At 68.2% G+C, this 19504-nt stretch carries 13 protein-coding genes and 3 tRNA genes; 10 read left to right on the plus strand and 6 right to left on the minus strand.

Annotated elements, in window-relative coordinates; genetic code table 11:
- Positions 1-63 precede the first annotated feature (63 nt).
- On the minus strand, positions 64-1380 hold the full coding sequence (locus CPY97_RS01990; protein WP_231924008.1) for an extracellular solute-binding protein: 1317 nt from the start codon (positions 1378-1380) through the stop codon (positions 64-66).
- A gap of 197 nt (positions 1381-1577) precedes the next feature.
- Between CPY97_RS01990 and CPY97_RS01995 the strand changes: the two genes are divergently transcribed.
- A complete protein-coding gene (locus tag CPY97_RS01995; RefSeq protein ID WP_096420383.1) occupies positions 1578-2366 on the plus strand; it encodes a M15 family metallopeptidase in 789 nt (262 codons plus the stop codon).
- Here CPY97_RS01995 and CPY97_RS02000 read toward each other — a convergent pair.
- Both CPY97_RS02000 and pgm read right to left on the minus strand, forming a co-directional pair.
- Complete coding sequence (locus tag CPY97_RS02000; RefSeq protein ID WP_231924009.1) at positions 2354-3571, minus strand: MalY/PatB family protein; 1218 nt, start codon at positions 3569-3571, stop codon at positions 2354-2356. The two genes, CPY97_RS01995 and CPY97_RS02000, sit on opposite strands and share 13 nt — an antisense overlap.
- A gap of 2 nt (positions 3572-3573) precedes the next feature.
- Positions 3574-5193, minus strand: a complete 1620-nt coding sequence (gene pgm, locus CPY97_RS02005) for a phosphoglucomutase (alpha-D-glucose-1,6-bisphosphate-dependent) (protein ID WP_096420385.1) — start codon at positions 5191-5193, stop codon at positions 3574-3576.
- Between the two features lie 193 nt (positions 5194-5386).
- Here pgm and pheA point away from each other — a divergent pair, with 193 nt between their 5' ends.
- Positions 5387-6340 (plus strand): prephenate dehydratase, encoded by a 954-nt coding sequence (gene pheA / locus CPY97_RS02010; RefSeq protein WP_096420387.1) that lies wholly within the window; start codon positions 5387-5389, stop codon positions 6338-6340.
- Positions 6341-6572: 232 nt separating this feature from the next.
- Complete coding sequence (locus CPY97_RS02015) at positions 6573-10748, plus strand: endo-1,4-beta-xylanase (protein ID WP_096420389.1); 4176 nt, start codon at positions 6573-6575, stop codon at positions 10746-10748.
- Positions 10749-10815: 67 nt separating this feature from the next.
- Here the strand turns inward: CPY97_RS02015 and CPY97_RS02020 are convergent, their stop codons facing one another.
- Positions 10816-11802, minus strand: a complete 987-nt coding sequence (locus CPY97_RS02020) for a diacylglycerol/lipid kinase family protein (RefSeq protein WP_161494039.1) — start codon at positions 11800-11802, stop codon at positions 10816-10818.
- Between the two features lie 108 nt (positions 11803-11910).
- Here CPY97_RS02020 and serS point away from each other — a divergent pair, with 108 nt between their 5' ends.
- From serS to CPY97_RS02045, 5 genes are all read left to right on the plus strand, one after another.
- Positions 11911-13179: a serine--tRNA ligase gene (gene serS, locus CPY97_RS02025; RefSeq protein WP_096420393.1), complete on the plus strand. Its 1269-nt coding sequence runs from the start codon at positions 11911-11913 to the stop codon at positions 13177-13179.
- Positions 13176-14006, plus strand: coding sequence for an HAD family hydrolase (locus tag CPY97_RS02030; RefSeq protein ID WP_096420395.1), 831 nt, complete (start codon positions 13176-13178; stop codon positions 14004-14006). The genes serS and CPY97_RS02030 overlap by 4 nt, the downstream gene beginning before the upstream one ends.
- Before the next feature lie 57 nt (positions 14007-14063).
- Positions 14064-14151 (plus strand) — tRNA-Ser (locus CPY97_RS02035).
- 34 nt (positions 14152-14185) lie between these two features.
- A complete protein-coding gene (locus CPY97_RS02040) occupies positions 14186-15478 on the plus strand; it encodes an LCP family protein (protein ID WP_150129161.1) in 1293 nt (430 codons plus the stop codon).
- 79 nt (positions 15479-15557) lie between these two features.
- Positions 15558-15649, plus strand: a tRNA-Ser gene (locus CPY97_RS02045).
- Between the two features lie 72 nt (positions 15650-15721).
- Here the strand turns inward: CPY97_RS02045 and CPY97_RS02050 are convergent.
- Entirely contained in the window at positions 15722-17440 is a 1719-nt protein-coding gene (locus CPY97_RS02050) for a sensor histidine kinase (RefSeq protein WP_096420399.1), read from the minus strand.
- A 142-nt stretch (positions 17441-17582) separates the two neighbouring features.
- Between CPY97_RS02050 and CPY97_RS02055 the strand changes: the two genes are divergently transcribed.
- Positions 17583-17655 (plus strand) — tRNA-Arg (locus tag CPY97_RS02055).
- A gap of 113 nt (positions 17656-17768) precedes the next feature.
- Positions 17769-18713: an L-threonylcarbamoyladenylate synthase gene (locus CPY97_RS02060; protein WP_096420401.1), complete on the plus strand. Its 945-nt coding sequence runs from the start codon at positions 17769-17771 to the stop codon at positions 18711-18713.
- 136 nt (positions 18714-18849) lie between these two features.
- Here the strand turns inward: CPY97_RS02060 and CPY97_RS02065 are convergent, their stop codons facing one another.
- Positions 18850-19344 carry a hypothetical protein gene (locus CPY97_RS02065; protein ID WP_096423281.1) on the minus strand — a complete coding sequence of 165 codons (495 nt, stop codon included), beginning with the start codon at positions 19342-19344 and terminating at the stop codon, positions 18850-18852.
- Positions 19345-19504: the final 160 nt, after the last annotated feature.

A 19504-nucleotide genomic window follows, 5' to 3' on the forward strand; every position in this document is an offset into this window, starting at 1 on the left:
CGGGCTGGTGTGGGGGCGGGCTCCCCGCGTCGGTCGCAGGGAGCCCGCCGGGTCGACGTCGGGTCAGTCGACCAGTTCGTTCAGCAGTTGCAGCGCCTCTGCCCAGGCCTCGTCGGCGGTCATCTCACCGCGGTCGAGGGCCTGCAGGGGCGGTCCGAAGACGTTTTCCTGGATGAGCGAGTCGTCCGGACCCTTGAACTGCGCGATGACGCCTTCGGCGCGGCCGGCGAGGATCTCACCCACGGGGGCGTCATTGAAGAACGCGTTCGGGATGGGGTTCGCGGCGAGCTCCTGCTGCGCCTCAAGGGTGCTCGGGAAGGTACCGGCCGCCTCGAACTGCTTGACCTGCTGCTCGGGCTGGGTCAGCCAGTCGGCGAGCTTGGCCGCCTCCTCCTTGTTGTTGCTGGTCTCGGGGATGGCGAGGAAGGCGCCCCCCCAGTTGGCCGCACCACCGGGGAACACGTCGGCGAAGTCCCAGCCGGTCTCGGCGCTACCGCCGCCGGCCTCCGTGTTGCCCTGCAGAACCCCGAGCATCCAGCCGGGGCAGATGAAGGTGGCGAAGGTGCCGTCGACGAACGACTGTCCGCCGTTCCAGTCCCACGCCGACTGCGCGGCCGACTGGCCGCTCAGCGTCGCTTCGGCCAGCTGGTCGAAGCGGGCGCGGAGCTCGGCGTTGCCCTCGACGTTCAGCTCGCCGCCCGAGGTGTAGTAGCCCTCGTCGAGCTGGTTGACCATCGCGTTCCAGACGAAGCCCGAGTGGTCGTACCAGGCGCGTCCGGTCTCGGCGAGGTAGTCGGCGCCGACCTCGAAGTAGCGGTCCCAACCGCCATCGAGCAGCTCGGCGACGCCCTCTCGGTCGCTCGGCAGACCGGCTTCCTCGAAGAGCGGGCCATTGAAGCAGATGCCCTCCGGTCCGATGTCGGTGCCGTAGCCGATGACGCGGCCGTCGGGGTCGGTGGCCTGCTGGTACTTCCAGTCGACCCAGTCGCTCGCGCGGTCCTCGATGCCGTACTCGCGCAGGTCGATGAAGCGGTCGCTGACCTCCATGATCGAGCCGAGCCAGCCCTCCTCGAGGGCGACGATGTCGGACAGACCGCTGCCGGCGCCGAGCTTCGTGAAGACGTCGGTGCGGGCGTTGCCGCCGGTGTCGATGTTGTTGGCGACGATCCGGACGTTCGGGTTCAGGTCCATGTACTCCTCGTACAGGGCCTCGTATCCGAAGGTTCCGAAGGTGGTGATGGTGAGCTCGATCTGCTCGCCGTTGCCGCCGGGTTCGTTCGGCCCGGTCGCGGTGTCGGTGGCGCAGCCGCTCGCTACGAGGGCCAGCACCGCCGTGCCCGCCGCGATGCTCGCGGCGGACGTTGCTCGGGACAGTCTCACGGGGGTCACTCCTTTGTACGTGGTGGGTGGGAATGAGAGCGCTCTCATTCCGAAGCCGTGAGAGCGCTCTCACGTTGGCGGTCACGCTAGACCGGCCGCGCATGGTGTGTCAAGGATCTCTGCTCGATTCGCAAAAATGCCTGGTCAACGGCATGCGCTCCGCCCCCGGTCCCGTCGCCTAGGCTCGATGGGTGCCCATGTTCCCCGCCCGCGGACACCGCGCTGCCGCCGTGGGAGCCGCCGTCGTGCTGCTCGCGGTGGCCGCGTGCGCGTCGGAGCGCGACGTCCCCGAGGGGCCGACCGTGAGCATCCCGCCGGCACCGTCGCCCACCGCGTCACCGACGCCGATCCCCGAGCCGTCTCCCGAGCCGACATTCGACCGCGAAGCCCGGTCGATCGACGACCCCGCGAGCATCTGGGTGGTCGTGAACAAGCTCCGGCCGCTCGACCCCATCGACTTCACGCCACCAGACCTGGTCACGGCACCCGTCTCGGCGACGAACCCCGCGACCATGCGGGCCGAGGTGGCCGACGCTCTCGTCGCGCTGTTCGATGCCGCGCGCGCCGAGGAAGGCATCGAGCTGCAGTCGCAGAGCGCCTACCGCAGTTACGCGACGCAGAGCACGATCTACGCGAACGGTGTCGCGGCCAACGGCGTCGAGTACACCGACCGCTTCAGCGCACGCCCCGGCCACAGTGAGCACCAGACCGGCCTCGCGGTCGACATCGGGGTGCCCGGAGGTGAGTGCTCCTTCCAGGCGTGCTTCGGCGAGCTGCGCGCGGGCGTCTGGCTGGCCGAGAACGCGCACCGCTTCGGCTTCCTGCTGCGCTACCCCGAGGGCGCGCAGCCGATCGTCGGCTTCGACTACGAGCCGTGGCACTTCCGGTACATCGGCGTCGAGCTCGCGACCGAGATGCACGAGCAGGGCATCGCCACCCTCGAGGAGTTCTTCGGCCTGCCGCCCGCCCCCGACTACGTCGACTGAGCGAGCGCGCTGGCCATCCGGTCGATGACGTCGAGCGCAATCGGAAGCGGCGTCGCGAGGATCACCCGCACCCCGCCAGCACCCGCCGCCCCACACGCGCGACCGTCCGTCAGGGCGACCCCGGCCTCGCGGCGGAACCACTCGCCGAGGTCGGTCTCGCGCGGGTCGATGCGGCCGGGGAAGGACACATCGCGAAGGTCGATCCAGCCGATGTAGCTGCCCTCCGGCGCGACGAACCGGGCGCTCGGGATGCTCGTGGCCAGCCGGTCGGCGACCGCCGCGACCGTGCCGCGCAGGTAGTCGACGAACACGTCGAGCCAGGGCCCGCCCTCGCGGTACGCCGCGATGTTGGCAACGGCGCCGAGGGTGCTCGTGCCGTGGCCGAATAGCGGACCCTGCTCGACGACGATGCGCTGGTCGTCGTCATTCGTGACGATGAACTGCGCGCACTTGAGGCCCGGCAGCGTGAAGGCCTTCGACGCGGAGGTGGCAGTCAGCGCCTGGCGGGCGGCGACATCGTTGACGCTGGCGTACGGAACGTGAGCCGCGTCACCCAACAGCAGCGGAGCGTGCACCTCGTCGGCGAACACCCGCGCACCGTCGTGACGCGCGACCACCTCGGCGAGCGCGGCAAGCTCGTTACGGTCGAAGACACGGCCGCCCGGGTTGTGCGGGTTGCACAGCACGACGAGGCGGGCGCCGGCGGCGAGTGCGGCGTCGATCGCCGCGAGGTCGAGCGACCAGCGACCTTCAACATCCGCGAGGGTGAGCACCTCGATGACGGCGCGACCGTGTCGGGGTGGAACCGTGAGAAACGGCATATATGCCGGCGTCGGCACGATCACCGGGGTTCCGTCCGGCGTGAAGAGATCGATGGCGACCTCAAGGCCGTGAATCACGTCGGGAAGGTGGTGGATGCGCGCGGGCGGGACATCCCAGCCGAACCGTTCGTGCATCCAGACGCTTGTCGCTTCGCGGAGTTCGGCGGCAAGCGGACGCGGCAGATAGCCGAACTCGCCCCGCGCAACCGCGGCGTGCAGAGCCTCGGTGACGGCAGGAGCCGTGCCGAGATCACTCTCGGCGACCCAAGCGCCGATCATTCCGGGATTCGCCGACCACTTCATGCCGCCGCGAGCATGCAGCTCCTCTGTGGTCAGGGCATCCCACGATGCGTGCAGTGCCGCGCGGTCGATCGGGGCGGTCACGACTACTCGCCGAGAGCGGCGTCGACGATCGCCTTCGCCTCGGACTGAACCTCGCGTAGGTGCCCCTCGCCGCGGAACGACTCGGCGTAGATCTTGTACACGTTCTCGGTGCCGCTCGGCCGGGCCGCGAACCACGCGTTCTCGGTCGTGACCTTGACCCCGCCGATCGCGGCGCCGTTGCCGGGCGCCTCGCTCAGGCGCGCGGTGATCGGCTCGCCGGCAAGGGTGTCAGCGGTAATGGCATCGCCCGAGAGCTTCGACAGCGCCGTCTTCTGCTCGGGGCTCGCCGCCGCATCGATACGTTCGTAGGCGGGCGAACCGAACCGCTCGGTCTGCGCGCGGTACAGCTCGGACGGGCTGGTGCCCGTGACCGAGGCGATTTCATTCGCGAGCAGAGCGAGCAGGATGCCGTCCTTGTCGGTCGTCCACACGCTGCCGTCGTGGCGCACGAAGCTGGCGCCCGCGCTTTCCTCACCGCCGAAGGCCACCGAGCCGTCGATCAGGCCGGGGACGAACCACTTAAAGCCGACCGGCACCTCCCACAGGCGTCGGCCGAGGCTGTCGACGACGCGGTCGATCATGGTGGACGACACGAGCGTCTTGCCGATGGCGGCGTCCGGTCGCCATTGCGGGCGGTGGGTGGCGAGGTATTCGATCGCGACGGCCAGATAGTGGTTCGGATTCATCAGCCCGCCATCCGGAGTCACGATGCCGTGCCGGTCGGCGTCGGCGTCGTTGCCGGTCAGCAGAGCGAAATCGTCGCGGTGGGCGAGAACGCTCGCCATCGCGCTCGGGCTCGACGGATCCATGCGGATCTTCTCGTCCCAGTCGAGCGTCATGAAAGCCCAAGTCGGATCGACGGCCGGATTCACGACGGTCAGGTCGATGCCGTACGTGTCGGCGATCGCGGCCCAGTAGTCGACCGACGCGCCGCCAAGCGGGTCAGCACCGATGCGCAGTCCAGCGTCGCGCACGGCACCCAGGTTGACGATGTGGCGCAGGTCATCGACGTAGTGCTTGCGGTAGTCGTACGTCTGCGTATCGACAACGGTCGAGCGCTTCACCTCGGCCTTGCCGCCCCGGATGATCGCGTTCGCACGATCGGCGATCCACCCGGTCGCGTCCGAGTCGGCGGGCCCGCCGTGCGGGGGGTTGTACTTGAAGCCGCCGTCGCGGGGCGGATTGTGGCTCGGGGTGATGACGATTCCGTCGGCCTGCGCGCTGCCGGCGTCGCGGTTGTGACGGATGATCGCGTGGCTGAGTGCGGGAGTGGGGACGTAGTCGGCGCGAGCATCCACGAGCGCGGTGACGCCGTTCCCGGCGAGCACCTCCAGGGCGGTGCGCTGCGCGGGTGCCGACAGGGCATGGGTGTCGGCGCCGACGAACACCGGGCCGCTCGTGCCAGCCTGCGCGCGGTACTCGACGATCGCCTGCGTGATGGCGGCGATGTGGGTGTCAGTGAAGGCACCGTCGAGGCTCGACCCGCGGTGGCCGCTCGTGCCAAACGCGACCCGCTGGGCGGGGTCATCCATGTCGGGGGCGCGGTCGGCGTACGCGGCGACGAGCGCCTCGACGTCGACCAGGTCGTGCGGCTGGGCGGGGGTTCCGGCGCGTGACGTCATAGCGACCATCCAACCACCGCGACCCCGCCCGAGCCGTGACGTTTCTCAGGAGTTCGAGCGAACTCACCCCGGAATCAGTGGGCAGGTCTCGCACGATCGACCCTCTACTCCTGAGAAACGTCACGCGCGCCGGCCAAAAACGTCACTCACGAGCGCGGGGCGGCTCCGCCGAGACCCGCAATAGACTCGCCGCATGAGCGAGACTGCCGCCGAAACCCCGACGTACTCGTACCTCGGGCCGGTCGGCACGTTCACGTGGGAGGCCTTGCGTCAGGTGCCCGAGGCCGCCGGCGCGACCTGGCGCAGCGTCTCGAACGTGGGCGAGGCCCTCGACGATGTGGTGAGCGGCCGCAGTGTCGGCGCCATGATCGCCATCGAGAACTCTGTCGAGGGCGGCGTCAGCGCCACGCAGGATGCGCTCGCCACCGTGCCAGGGCTGCGCATCGTGGGCGAGTACCTCGTGCCCGTCGACTTCGTCCTCGTCGCGCGTCCGGGTACGACGCTCGCCGATGTGCGCACCGTTTCCGCGCATCCCGTCGCATACGCGCAGTGCCGTCGCTTCCTCGAGGCGCAGCTGCCGAGCCACGGACACATCCCGTCGGCGTCCAACGTGGCGGCCGCCGCCGGCCTGCTGGAGTCGACGCTCGCCGACGCCGCGATCGCGCCCCCGAACATCACCGAGCATCACGACCTCGCCGTGCTCGCTGAGCACATCGGCGACAACCCCCACGCCGTCACGCGGTTCGTGCTCGTCAGTCGAACGCTCGGGCTTCCGCAGCGAACCGGCGCCGACAAGACGAGCATCATCGCCGAGCTGCCCGACGACGCTCCCGGCCGCCTACTCGAGATGCTCGAACAGTTCGCGACGCGCGGTGTGAACATGAGTCTGATCGAGTCGCGCCCGATCGGTGACGCCCTCGGCCGCTACCGCTTCGTCATCGACCTGGACGGGCATATCCACGACGAGAGGGTGGCTGACGCGCTGCTCGGCCTGCGTCGGTTCAGCCCCAATGTGCTCTTCCTCGGCTCGTACCCGCGCGCCGACAAGCGCCCGGTCGAGTTCGTGCCGCAGTACTCCGACGACGTCTTCACGGATGCCCGTGATTGGCTTCGCGGCATTCTTTCCGGCGAGCCCCCGCTCGCCTAACCGCCCCCGCTCGGCGCTCCGCCGCTGACGAACGGCCGTCACCCTCGTCGCGCTTCCGCGCCCCCCAAACGGGGGTGAGAGCGCGACCACGGCATAATCCGAAATGTTTCGATTGCATTTCGATAACGGATGCATAACAGAAAGTTGTTCCCCACAACAAACGGGTTGTTGCTTCCCGGATCGTCTGCCTATTCTCCGCGGGTAATCTCCACCACTCGCGCAAAGGAGCGCCATGCCTCGGCATCGCACAACCGAAATTTTCGAGCTTGATACCGGCTCGTCTCCCACCCGCAGACGCCGAAGCGGGGTCGCCGTTCTCGCGGCCCTCGCGATGGTCGTCGCTCCACTCACGGCATTCGCGCCAGCGACGGCAGCCGACACCGTCGTCGCCTCGGACGACTTCTCGCAGCCACTCAGTTCCAGCTGGCAGCAAAGCGGCGGTCCGACTCTGTCGATCGCCGACGTCGACGGCAACCCGGCCCTTGAGGTCGCCGACCGCGCGCAAGACTTCGACGGAATCGAGACCGCGCCCGGTGTGTTGCAGCCCGGCTCGACCTACACCGTGACCGCGCAGGTCCGCCTGGCTGAGGGCACCGACGGCGCACCCGAGGTGCGCTGGGTGCAGAACTACTCGGTCGGCGGCAACGCTCAGTTCGTGTGGGTGCCCGACAGCAACCGGCCGGTTTCCGCCGACGGCTGGACGACCATCGACGGAACCTTCACGATTCCGGCGAATGCGACCGCACCGAAGATCTACCTGGGCACCGCGAACCTCAGCGGCCCGTACACGTACTTGATCGACGATCTCGTGTTGACCCGCGCCCCCGAAGCGCCGGTCGTCACGCCGATCGCAAGCGACGACTTCAGCCAGCCGCTCAGTGAGTCGTGGCAGCAGAGTGGCGATCCCACCCTGTCGATCGTCGACGTCGATGGTGACCCTGCCCTGCGTGTTGGCGATCGCGACCAAGACTTCGACGGTATCGAGACTGCTCCCGGCGTTCTCGTCGCCGGAAACACCTACGAGGTCGGGATGCGCGTCCGCCTCGAGGAGGGCACGACCGGCACCCGGGAGGTGCGCTTCGTCACGAAGCCGGGCTTCCAATGGGTTCCGAACACGAACACGCCGGTATCGGCCGATGGCTGGACCACGATCGAGGGCACGTTCACGGTGCCCGCGGACGCCGACGCGCCGAGCGTGTACATCGGCACCGCCGACAGCAGCCCCGCTGCCGCGTACGCCTATCTGGTGGACGACCTGTTCCTCAACCAGATCGGCGGCGACGGCCCGACCGACCCGGGCCCGACCGACCCCGGTACTCCGGGTGAGCAGGTCGCCGCGATGACGACGAGCTTCGAGGACGGCCTCGACGGCTGGATCCTCCGCCGCTCGAGCAACCTCGAGGTTGCCCCGACGGTGAGCGTCACCGACGAGTTCGCTCGCACGGGCACGCAGTCGGCCGTGGTCGCCAACCGCGGCAACCAGGGCGACGGCATCGGCTTCAACGTCATCGACGTTCTGCTGCCGGGCATCACTTACGAGATCGAGGCGTGGGTGCGGTTCGCGCCGAACCAGCCCGCCGGCGACATCTGGGTGACCTTGCAGGCGGACTCGGCATTCCAGACGATCGCGCAGAACAGGGGCTTGTCGAACGGCGAGTTCCGTCAGGTCAGCGCCACGGTCACGATGCCGCCGAACGCGCTCACGACGGGGCTCTTGTACTTCGAGACCGCGTACGTCGCACCGCCGGCGACCGGAAACATCACCACGTTCTACATCGACGACATCACGGTCACGCAGGCCGAGGAGCTCACCGTCGCCGATGTGCTGCCGATCAAGAACACGACCGACTTCCCCGTCGGTGTGGCGATCGACTCGCGTGAGACGGGTGGGGCGCAGGCGGGCACGGTGGTTCGCCACTTCGACCAGGTCACTGCCGAGAACTCGATGAAGCCGGAGGCCTTCTACAACAACAACCGCGATTTCATCGCCCCGGGTGACGCAACGCAGGTGATGAACTTCGCCCGCGACAACGACCTTCGGGTCTGGGGCCACACGCTCGTCTGGCACGCCCAAACCCCGGCGTGGTTCTTCCAGACCGCTGAGGGTCAGCCGCTGTCGACGTCTGACGCCGACAAGCAGATCCTTCGCGATCGGATGCGCACTCACATCTTCGCGGTCGCGGAACTGTACGCGGGCGAGTATGGCCCGTACGGCGGGGGCAACCCCATCGTCGCGTGGGACGTCGTGAACGAGGTCGTCACCGACTCGAACACGACGGATGACGGTCTGCGCCGCAGTGAGTGGTACCGCATCCTCGGAGAAGAGTTCATCGATCTGGCGTTCGAGTACGCGGACGAGGCGTTCAACGACGTGTATGCGGCGGAGGGTTCCGACCGACCGGTGGCGCTGTTCATCAACGACTACAACACCGAGCTGTTCCCGAAGGGAACGCGCATGCTGGCACTCGTCGAGCGCCTGCTTGACCGTGGTGTTCCCGTCGACGGTGTCGGCCACCAGATGCACGTGAGCCTCTCCTTCCCCGTGCAGGATCTGGGGGCGACGCTCGAGCGCTTCGAGCCGCTGGGCCTCATGCAGGCGGTCACCGAGCTCGACGTCACGACGGGCACACCTGAGTCGGAGGCGCTGTTCATTGATCAGGGCCTGTTCTATCAGGAGGCGTTCAACGACTTCCGTGCCTTCCACGCTCGCACCGGCCAGCTGTACTCGGCGACGGTGTGGGGCCTGAGCGACAACCGCAGTTGGCGCTCCGACCGCGGCGGACCGTTGCTCTTCGACGCCCGCCTGCAGCCGAAGCCTGCCTACTTCGGAGTGGTCAACGGCGAGCTCCCCGCCCCGCTGCGCACGGCGAACGTGTTCGGCGCGACGGTGACCGACGTTGACGATCGCCAGTGGCAGCGGATGCCCGACATCCGCATCGACAGCGAGGCCATCTTCCAGCTCCGCTGGGCAGACGGCCAGCTGTACGTGCTCGTCGATGTGGAGGACGCGACGCCCAACGCGGGTGACGCCGTCGAGCTGCAGCTCGGGACGGAGACCATCACGGTGTCCCGCGCAGATGCACAGCGCGACGACGCCGCTGGCTGGGCGACGGTTGCGACGGTGCCGCTCGGTGACGCCGGTGAGGGCGACCTCGTCGACTTCGACGTGCGCGTCATCGACAACGGAGCCCTTCGTGCCGGCTGGAACTCGCCTGGCGTGCTCGGCAGCCTCACGCTGCTGGAACCGTTGAGCTTCCTGGAGGTGGTCGAGGCGGAGGTCGCTCCGACCATCGACGGCACGATCGACGAGGTCTGGGAGTCGGCGACCGTGGTCGAGACCGGCAAGCAGGTGGAGGGATCGACTGGCGCGAGCGCGACGGTCCGTACCCTCTGGCGCGGCGACGAGCTGTACGTGCTCATGGAGGTCACCGACCCGGTGATCGACGTGACAGGCTCCGACCCGTGGATCCAGGACTCGGTCGAGATCTACGTTGACGGCGGCAACTTCAAGAACGGCCCCTACCGTTTCGACGACACCCAGATCCGCATTAGTGCGGAGAACGTCGTCAGCTTCGGCGGTGGCGGTGACGAGGGCTTCCAAGCCTCTCGTCTCCAGTCGGCCACCTCGATCGTCGACGGCGGCTACATCGTTGAAGCATCGATCAACCTGCTCTCGTACTCGGGCCTCGGCACCACCCACGGGCTCGACTTCCAGGTGAACGATGCCCAAAACGGTGCGCGCCAGTCGATCCGCAACTGGGCCGACCCCTCGGGTGCTGGTTTCCAGTCGACGGCGCGTTGGGGTGTCGGCCAGCTCGTGACGGAGGCCGGGGTTGACCCGACCGACCCGACCGACCCGACTGGACCGCGCATCGAGTTGGGTTCGCCCACGGTCGAGCCGGGCGGCACGATTCCGATCGAACTGTCGGGTCTCGAGCCTGGCGCCGAGGTCGACATCGTGCTCGTGCCCGCGGGCTTCCAGTTCGTCGGCCAGATGCTCGGACAACTGCAGGTGCCCGCCTTTGCGTCGGCGGCAGCGTTTGTCGCCGCAGACGTCGAGTTCCCGCTCCTCCTCGGCAGCTTCACCGCCGACGAGAACGGCGAGGTCTCGGGTTCGGTGACGATCCCCGATGAGGTCCCGCCGGGCAACTACCGGCTGCTGGCGCTGGTCGACGGAGTCGAGGTGGCGTCGGTCGACCTGACCGTCAACCCCGCCGATGTCGGTGGTGGAGACGGAACCGGTGGCGGAGGGACCGACGGTGCAGGCGGTTCTGACGATGCCGCAGGCGGCTCCGGCTCGCTCCCCACGACGGGAGCAGGGAACCTGTCGTGGATGCTCCTGCTGGCACTCGCACTGATCGCGATGGGCGCACTTGTGCGCACGACGCGCATCCGCCGAGCCGCATAGTACGGAGCGCACAAGAGGGGGCGTCACCCACCGGGTGGCGCCCCCTTCTGTCCGTGGGTGACAGCCGCTATCTCTTCTTCGGCGCCCGCACGATGAGCGACGCCGGCGCGACCTTGACGTCGACTCCCGTGACGAGGCCCATTCCCTCGCCGTCGATCTCGAACTCTTCAGGCTTCTCGAACCGCAGGGTCGCGCGTCGGCCCTGGAAGTAGCGAAGGCCCCGCACCGGCTTGTTGCCCGCGAGCAGTCGGCGGCCGGCGCGCGTCTTGCGCAGTACCCCGTTCTCCCAGAACACTGCGGTCGACACCCGAACCCAGCCCGCGAAGTTGCGCGGCCGCATACCGACGATGTCGAGCAGACCGTCGTCGATTTCGGCGTCGGGCATGAGCAGCACGCCGCCGGGCAGGGCGCCGCAGTTGCCAACGAGCAGGGTGTGCACACTCGTCGATCGCGGCGACGACCCGTCGAGCGTGTAGGTGAGGCGCACGGCGTCGACATCGCGAACGATGCGCGCGATCGCCTCCACGTAGGCGAGCCACCCGACGCGCTTCTTCAACTCGGGGTTCGTCGCGGCGATCATCTTCGCGTCGATGCCGATGCCGATCATCACGATGAAGGCGTGCGCCTCCTCGGCACCATCCGGGCGGATGATCGTGGCGATTCCCGCATCGATCGCCCGGTCTTCGCCGTCGAAGACCGTGTCGACGGCCTCGTCCATGCGGTTCACGGAGATACCAAGGTTGCGGGCGAGCAGGTTGCCCGTGCCGGCAGGAAGCAGCGTCATGGGAAGCCCCGAGTCGATCAGTCCCTCGCTGGCGGCGCGAACGGTGCCGTCCCCGCCGGCGACGAGTACAGCATCCACGTTCTCGGTCGCGGCCTTGCGCGCGAGGTTTTGCCCCGGCTCTTCGGGGGTCGTCTCGAGCCACAGGGTGGGGGCATACCCGTGCGAGGCTTCGCGCTCGCGCACCATCTCTTGCAGGCGCTCGATGTCGACTTTGATCGGGTTGTACACGACGGCGATGCGGCGCTGGGCGGGGCGCGGGGCGGGCGGCATGGCGCTCAGCGTAGGGCAGATGACTATGCGAGTGCCGGGGGATGTTCGCCGAGCGTTCATGGGGGCTGCCCCCAGCGAGGCTCGTGGGCGCGTGCCAGACTAGAGGCCGTGATCGACCCCCACCTGCTGCGCGAGAACCCCGATCTGATCCGTGAGTCGCAGAAGGCGAGAGGTGCATCGGTCGACGTGGTCGATGAGGCGATCGTCGCCGACCGCGCGCGCCGCGACGCGATCAACGCCTTCGAGACACTACGGGCCGAACAAAAGGCGTTTGGTGCGATCGTCGCGAAGGCTCCGAAAGACGAGAAGGCCGCGCTCGTCGCTCAAGTGCAGGAGTTGGCCGCGCGGGTCAAGCAGGCCGAAGCCGAGGCCAAGGCGGCGGAGGCTGCGTTCGAGGCCGCGATCACGAGCATCCCGAACGTCATCATCGAGGGCGTCCCCGCGGGCGGCGAAGACGACTTCGTGGTTCTGCGCGAGGTCGGCCAGAAGCCGACGTTCGACTTCGAGCCGCGCGATCACCTCGCGCTCGGTGAGACCCTCGGCGCGATCGACATGACCCGCGGTGCCAAGGTGTCGGGCGCCCGCTTCTACTTCCTGACCGGGGTGGGCGCACGCCTCGAGCTCGCACTCATGAACTACGCGCTCGACACGGCCCTCGACGCCGGCTTCACGCCGCTCATCACCCCGACTCTGGTGAAGCCCGAGATCATGAGCGGCACCGGGTTCCTCGGGGCCCACGCCGACGAGGTCTACTACCTCGCCGACGACGAGCTATACCTGACGGGCACGAGCGAGGTGGCGCTCGCCGGTTTCCACGCCGACGAGATCATCGACGTCTCGGCCGGCCCCGCACGCTACGCGGGGTGGTCGACCTGCTATCGCCGCGAGGCGGGCAGCCACGGCAAAGACACCCGCGGCATCATCCGCGTGCACCAGTTCCAGAAGCTCGAGATGTTCAGCTACATCGACCCGGCTAACGCCGAGGCCGAGCACGAGGCGCTGCTGGCCCTGCAAGAGGGGATGCTGCGCTCACTCGGTCTCGCCTATCGCGTCATCGACACCGCCGCCGGCGATCTCGGCTCGAGCGCGGCCCGCAAGTTCGACGTCGAGGCGTGGGTGCCGACGCAGGGCGCCTATCGCGAGCTGACGAGCACGAGCAACTGCACGACCTTCCAGGCCCGCCGCCTGAACACCCGCTTCCGCGCCGAGGACGGCGGCAAGACGGCTCCGGTCGCGACGCTCAACGGCACGCTTGCGACGACGCGCTGGCTGGTCGCCATTATGGAGACGCACCAACGTGCCGATGGCTCGGTGATCGTGCCTGAACCGCTGCGCCCCTACCTGCGCGGCCTCGAGGTTCTGGAGCCGGTGCGATGACCCGCGAACTCGGCCCCAACGCGCACCTCGTCGCCCTCGACATCGACGGCACGATCCTGCACGAAGACGGCACGCTGTCGCCCGCGGTCGTCGCCGAGGTGCAGCGGCTTCGCGACCTCGGCCACGAGGTGACCCTCGCCACCGGTCGCTCGGTGTCGATGACGTTGCCGGTGCTTGACCGGCTCGACATCTGCCCCGAGTACGTCGTGTGCTCGAACGGGGCCATCACCCTGAAGCGTGATGACCACGCACCCACCGGGTACCGGCGCCACCACGTGGAGACGTTCGATCCGTCGGCGGTGTTGACGAGCATCCGCCCTCACCTGACGCACGCGAACTATGCGGTGGAAGACGAGACGGGCATGTACCGGTACTCGGGGCGGTTCCCGGCCGGTGCTCTCGGGTCGAACACCGAAGAGGTGCCGTTCGAGCAGCTCATGCACGAGCCGGCGACGCGCGTCGTCGTCATCTCGCCCGGGCACGCGATGGACGAGTTCCTGGCCACCGTCGAGCTGATGGGTCTGCACCAGGTCAGCTACAACGTCGGTTGGACGGCCTGGCTCGACATCGCTCCCGACGGCGTCAACAAGTCGACGGCTCTGGCGCGGGTGGTCGAGACCCTCGGCATTCCCGCCGAACGTGTTGTCGTCGCAGGCGATGGGCGCAACGACATCGAGATGCTGACGTGGGCCGCGTCTGTCGGCGGCCGCGCCATCGCGATGGGCCAGGCGCCCGAGGAAGTGTCGAGCGTGGCCACCGAGATCACTGGCACCGACCAGGAGGACGGCCTCGCGACGGCGCTCGCGACCCTCACAGATCCTGCATAGGCGATTGGAAACGTCGATTTTCGGGCGTGTCGGCTAGACTGGGCGGCTGATGTCCAAGGAGGGCTGTCCGAGCGGCCGATGGAGCTGGTCTTGAAAACCAGTGGGCAGAAATGTCTCGTGGGTTCGAATCCCACGCCCTCCGCCACCCGGCAGTCCGTCGTGTCCCGGGGGAGGGGTCGATGACCGAGCTGATCCGCGATCGCGCGTTGCGCTCTTTGCCGACCGCGCAGATCCGTCACGGCCGCCTGCCCCGCCCCCACTGGTGGAAGACGCTGCTCACCGTGGTCGGTGCCGCGCTGTCGGTCGTGCTCGTCAGCGGCACGGCACTCGCCGGCATCGTCGCGTGGCGGTTCGCCGAGAACATCGACCAGGACGTGCTCGTCGACGCCGAGGGCAACGTGCGGGCGATCCCCGCCGTCGGCGACTGGCCCGGCGGGTTCAACATCATGGTTTCCGCACTCGATAACGCGGAAGGTCAGTTCGACGGCGCGGATCGCGGCACAACCGTTCTCAACGACGCGAACCTGCTCGTTCACGTCGCGGAAGATCAGCAGTCTGCCGTTGTCATCAGTATCCCCCGTGACCTCATCGTTCCGATCCCGTCGTGCCCGGAGGAGGACGGGGAAGGCTTCTACTCCGCGATGTCGGCTCAGCAGTTCAACGTGGCCTACAGCTACGGCGGTATGAACTGCGTCGTGTTGACGGCCGAGGCCTTGACGGGTCTCACGATCGACTACTCCGCGACCATCAGTCTCGAAGGTGTTGCGGCCATGTCGACCGCGGTGGGCGGCGTCGACATCTGCGTGACCGAGCCGATTTTCGACCGTTACACCGGCCTCGACCTTCCCACCGCTGGGACTCACACGGTGGAAGGTTTCCAGGCCATGCAGTTCTTGCGTACGCGATACGGCGTGGGCGACGGTAGTGACGTCAGCCGCATCGGATCCCAGCAGCAGTACATGGCGTCCCTTATTCGCAAGCTGCAAGACGAAGGCACGTTGACCAACCCCGGCGCCCTGTACGGGATCGCTCAGGTCGCGACGCAGAACATGCGCCTTTCCAGCGGCTTGACAAGCCTCGACACGATGGTCTCGATGGCGCGCGTACTGGCGGACATCCCCCGCGAGAACATCATCTTCGTGCAGTACCCGGCGACGACCAACGCCGAGGGCCGTGCCATTCCGATTGCGTCGGAAGCCGACGTGCTGTTCAGCAAGATCCTGAACGGTGAGCGCTTCACGCTCGCCGACGATCCGACCGGGAATGGGACGACAATCGACCCGAACGCTCCCCAGCCTGAGCCGTCGGCTGAGCCCGAGCCGGCGCCAACGAGCGATGCGGGCGGGGAGACCCCGGCGCCGACGGATTCCGACGAGCCGACCGCGAGCCCCGACGCGCCCACGGGTCCCGAAGTGCTCGACTTTGGTCGGGGCCAGACGGCGGCGCAAGCGACCTGCTCCGTCGCGAACTGAGCGCTTTCGGGCGCACGCCGGTAGGCGGACGAGCGTCGGGCATCCCCGTGACGGGCTATAGTGGTCACGGCTTTCGCCAGGAGACGTCGCATAGTCCGGCCGAGTGCACCACCCTGCTAAGGTGGAGTCCCCGCAAGGGGACCGCGGGTTCAAATCCCGCCGTCTCCGCCACGAACAAGCCCCGCTACGGCGGGGCTTTTCGTCTGACGGGGGCGCTTCACACGATCGGCGGGATGCTCGCGCTCAGTCGCGAGGAAGGCGCACGGTCACCGTCGTGCCCTCCCCGGGCTCGCTGTCGATGTTGATGCGCCCGCGGTGAGCTTCCACGATCGCCTTCACGATGGCCAGCCCCAGCCCGATGCCTCGAATGGCTGAACTGCGGGCGCTTTCGGAGCGGAAGAACTGCTCGAAGAGGCGCTCCTTGTCTGCGGCGGAGATGCCGACCCCGGTGTCGCTCACGGCCAGTTCGAGTTCGTCGCCGACGGTGCGCGTGCGCACGGTGACGCGGCCGCCCGGTGGCGTATAGCGCACGGCGTTGGTGATGAGGTTCTCGGCGACCTGTGACAGGCGGGTGGGGTCGAAGCTGCCGACCGCGGAGTGCACGTCCAGAACGATCTCGATGTTCTTGCGTCCCGCCTCGGCACTGAGCGCCGACACGGCTTCGGTTGCCACGCAACCCAGGTCCGTCGTGTCTCGCTCGAGCAGGAGCGCGCCGGAGCGCGTGCCGGCGGCGGTGAGGAGGTCGCGAACGAGGACGTGCTGCCGCATCACGTTGCGCTGGAGGACCGGCAACCACTGGGCCAGGGCGCTCGGCAGCTCATCGATGTGCTCCTCGAATACTTCGAGCACGCCCGTCACGGTGGTGAGCGGGGTGCGGAGCTCGTGGGAGACGGTACCGATGAAGGCGTCTTTCGCCTTGAGGGCCTGAAGGTAGTCGGTCACTTCGGTGATGATGATGACGTTGGCGATGTGTTCACCGGTGGCGGTGTGGACGGGGCTGCCGGAAATGGACAGCGCTCGCTGGCGCCCATGCGGCGGGCCGACCCACAGCAGCTGTTCCGACACGTGCTCACCCCGTACGACACGGTTGTAGGTCGACTCGTCGTCCGGCAACGGTGTTAGACCGTCCGCCTCAAAAGCTGGCGAGTTCTTGTAGGCCTCCCAGGGGTCCGCTCCGTCGGCGCTCAACTCCGGGCTCTCCCGGAGGATGCGGTTCATGAGCACGAGCTCGCCTTCCGGGTCGGTGACGATGACGCCGACTGCGAGCGAGTCGAGCACGGTATCCAGCAGGAAGCGGCTGCGCTCGCTCTCGGCGGCTGCGGCGGCGCGCTGCTCGCGCTCCCTTTTGAGTGCCAGTTGTCTGTCGATCAGGATGCTCGCCATTGTGTGTGCGGCGATCGCCCCCAAGATCATCACCAGCGGGAGCATGCCGATCAGCATGATGGCGCGATCGGCGTTCGGCTCGGTCAGTCGACCCTGGGTGAGCACGACGATGTCCGGGGTGATCACGGCGACAGACAGGACGGCGATCACCGCGATCGAGCGCCACGACCTCATCAGCCCGGCCCAGATCGCGGGCAGGGTCAGCATCATGACCATCGGGTTCGTGGCCGCGCCCGTCGATTCGAGACGGATGATCGCGAATGCCAGGAAGTCCATGCCCGGCAGGACCACCATCCACGGCTTGATATCTCGGCCGTTCATTGCGGGAAGAAAGACCGCGGCGGTCGCCGCTGCGATGAGAACTCCCCCCGTCAGGTAGCGAAGGGACAGCACCGTGTGAAGCTCGATGAAGAGCAAAAGGATTGTTGCTGCGAGAAAGATGAGCGCGAATACGCCCTGGAGGAGTCGCGCCGTGACCCGGGGCGCGAACAGCGCCATTCGCGGATCGCCGAGCGAGTTGCGAAAGCGGTGCGCGGGCTTTTCGGCGGACTCGCGCGAAGGTGCAGCTCGGTTCACCATGCGCCGTCGCCCTCCCCGTCCTCGTCGTTCTCGAGGCTCACACTATGGCGACGGCGCGAATCCGAGAAGTCCCCAAGCAGGGGTGGCCCGATTCGCACCGCTCCGACGACGCTGGTATGCTCGCCGAGTCGCATTGCGATGTGCGCCCCTAGCTCAATGGATAGAGCATCTGACTACGGATCAGAAGGTTGGGGGTTCGAGTCCCTCGGGGCGCGCGAGTATCACCCCGCACAGTGTGCGGCTTCGGAAGGCCCGGCCATCCGCCTCTCAGCGAGGCGAGGCCGGGTCTTCTCCGTTCACCCGCCGATTCGTCAGGGAGCCCGCCGCGATGACGTTCGCTGATCACCAGGACGGCGCCCGCGCGCTCGCCGCTGGTCGCCTCGTCGCCTTCCCGACCGAGACCGTCTTCGGCCTCGGTGCCGATGCGGGCAATGCGGATGCTGTCGCCCGCATTTTCGAGGCGAAGGGGCGCCCCAGCGACCATCCGCTCATCGTGCACGTGAGCGCTGCCGAGCGGCTCGCACCGCTTGTGGCCGAGCTGCCCGACTACGCGTGGGCGCTTGCCGACGCCTTCTGGCCCGGACCGATGACTCTCATCGCGCGACGCTCGGCGGCCGTACCCGATGCCGTGACGGGCGGTCAAGACACGGTGGGCGTCCGCGTGCCGAGCCACCCGGTAGCCCTCGCGCTGTTGCTCGAGGCCGAGCGGCTCGGAGTGCGGGGCGTTGCGGCCCCGAGCGCGAACCGTTTCGGGCGGGTGTCGCCGACGACGGCTGAGGCCGTGCGCGCTGAGCTCGGCGCGCACCTGGACGACGGCGACCTGATCCTCGAAGGCGAACCGTCTGACGTGGGCATCGAGTCGACGATCATCGACTGCACCGGCGAGGCGCTCGCGATTCTGCGCCCTGGTGCGATCACCGTCGCCATGATCGAAAAGGTCACCGGGATGCGCGTGGCCGCGCCCCAAGGACGCATTCGCGTCAGTGGCTCGCTCGCCTCGCACTACGCGCCCCGTGCTCTGGTCGTGCTCGATGTCGATGCGCTGCCCGGCGACGGGCTCATCGCCCGCGCTGAGCACCCGACGCCGGACGGCGTCGTGCGACTGGCCGCGCCCGCGAGCGACGACGAGTACGCGCGGCAGCTCTACGGAGCCCTGCGCGCCGCCGACGAGGCGGGCCTCACGCGGGTGGTGGCGCTGCAACCCTCGGGCGCGGGGATCGCGGAGGCGATTCGCGACCGGCTCGGCCGGGCCGCGCATCCGCAGCGGGACTGATCGCGAGCGCCCCCACAGACGTGACGACGGGCGCGGATGCCGTGTTCCGCATCCGCGCCCGTCGTATTTCTCCGGGGGGAGATTCTCCTGGGGGGAGACCCGCCCGTTGTGCGGGCGGGAGAGGGAGGCCCTGGCCTTAGCGGCCGAGGATGCCCGTCAGCGAGCCGGTGACGTCGCCGATGATGCCGTCGACGTCGACGTCGACCGAGCCGGTGATGTCCTCGACGAGGCCGTTCACGTCCACGACGTCCGAGACGACGTTGTTCACGTCACCCAGGTCGACGTTGGTGGTGTTGCCCGAGCCGATGGGGGTGCTGACCTCGTTGCCCGAGCCGACGGCGTTGCCGTTGCCGACCTCGGTGCCCGAGGCGATGTCGCCGGTCTGCGGGGCGATCACGACGGGGCTCTCGTTCGAGAGGTCGCCGCCGGTGATGCCGCCGCCGTTCAGCACCGCCTCGATGCTGTCGAGGATGTTCGTGGCCGTGTCGGTGGATGTCGTGCGCTCGCTGGTCGACGAGTCGACCGACGTGGTGTCGGCGGTGGCGGTCATGGCCACGCCCACGGCGAGCAGTCCGGCAGCGGCGATCGCGGCGACGCCGGCGGTGGTCTTCTTCGTGGTGAATGCGTTCATGATCGAACCGTTTTCTTCCATGCTGTTCCCCCGGCGGCCGGGTCTCGGCCTGTCGTTTCCGGCGCACTCGGTGGGGCATCCGGAGCCCCACCGCGGGCGGTTTGCCCCTCGGAGCGTGTCCCCCGTTTGGGGGGTCCTACTGGAGTGATTTCCTGTGACT

The organism is Microcella alkaliphila (assembly GCF_002355395.1).
Classification (GTDB): Bacteria; Actinomycetota; Actinomycetes; order Actinomycetales; family Microbacteriaceae; genus Microcella; species Microcella alkaliphila_A.

Coding starts and splice junctions, on each gene's coding strand:
- CPY97_RS01995 (WP_096420383.1), top strand. CDS start 1,578: ATGTTCCCCGCCCGCGGACACCGCGCTGCCGCCGTGGGAGCCGCCGTC.
- pgm (WP_096420385.1), bottom strand. CDS start 5,193: ATGACGTCACGCGCCGGAACCCCCGCCCAGCCGCACGACCTGGTCGAC.
- pheA (WP_096420387.1), top strand. CDS start 5,387: ATGAGCGAGACTGCCGCCGAAACCCCGACGTACTCGTACCTCGGGCCG.
- CPY97_RS02015 (WP_096420389.1), top strand. CDS start 6,573: ATGCCTCGGCATCGCACAACCGAAATTTTCGAGCTTGATACCGGCTCG.
- CPY97_RS02020 (WP_161494039.1), bottom strand. CDS start 11,802: ATGCCGCCCGCCCCGCGCCCCGCCCAGCGCCGCATCGCCGTCGTGTAC.
- CPY97_RS02030 (WP_096420395.1), top strand. CDS start 13,176: ATGACCCGCGAACTCGGCCCCAACGCGCACCTCGTCGCCCTCGACATC.
- CPY97_RS02040 (WP_150129161.1), top strand. CDS start 14,186: ATGACCGAGCTGATCCGCGATCGCGCGTTGCGCTCTTTGCCGACCGCG.
- CPY97_RS02050 (WP_096420399.1), bottom strand. CDS start 17,440: ATGGTGAACCGAGCTGCACCTTCGCGCGAGTCCGCCGAAAAGCCCGCG.
- CPY97_RS02060 (WP_096420401.1), top strand. CDS start 17,769: ATGACGTTCGCTGATCACCAGGACGGCGCCCGCGCGCTCGCCGCTGGT.
- CPY97_RS02065 (WP_096423281.1), bottom strand. CDS start 19,344: ATGAACGCATTCACCACGAAGAAGACCACCGCCGGCGTCGCCGCGATC.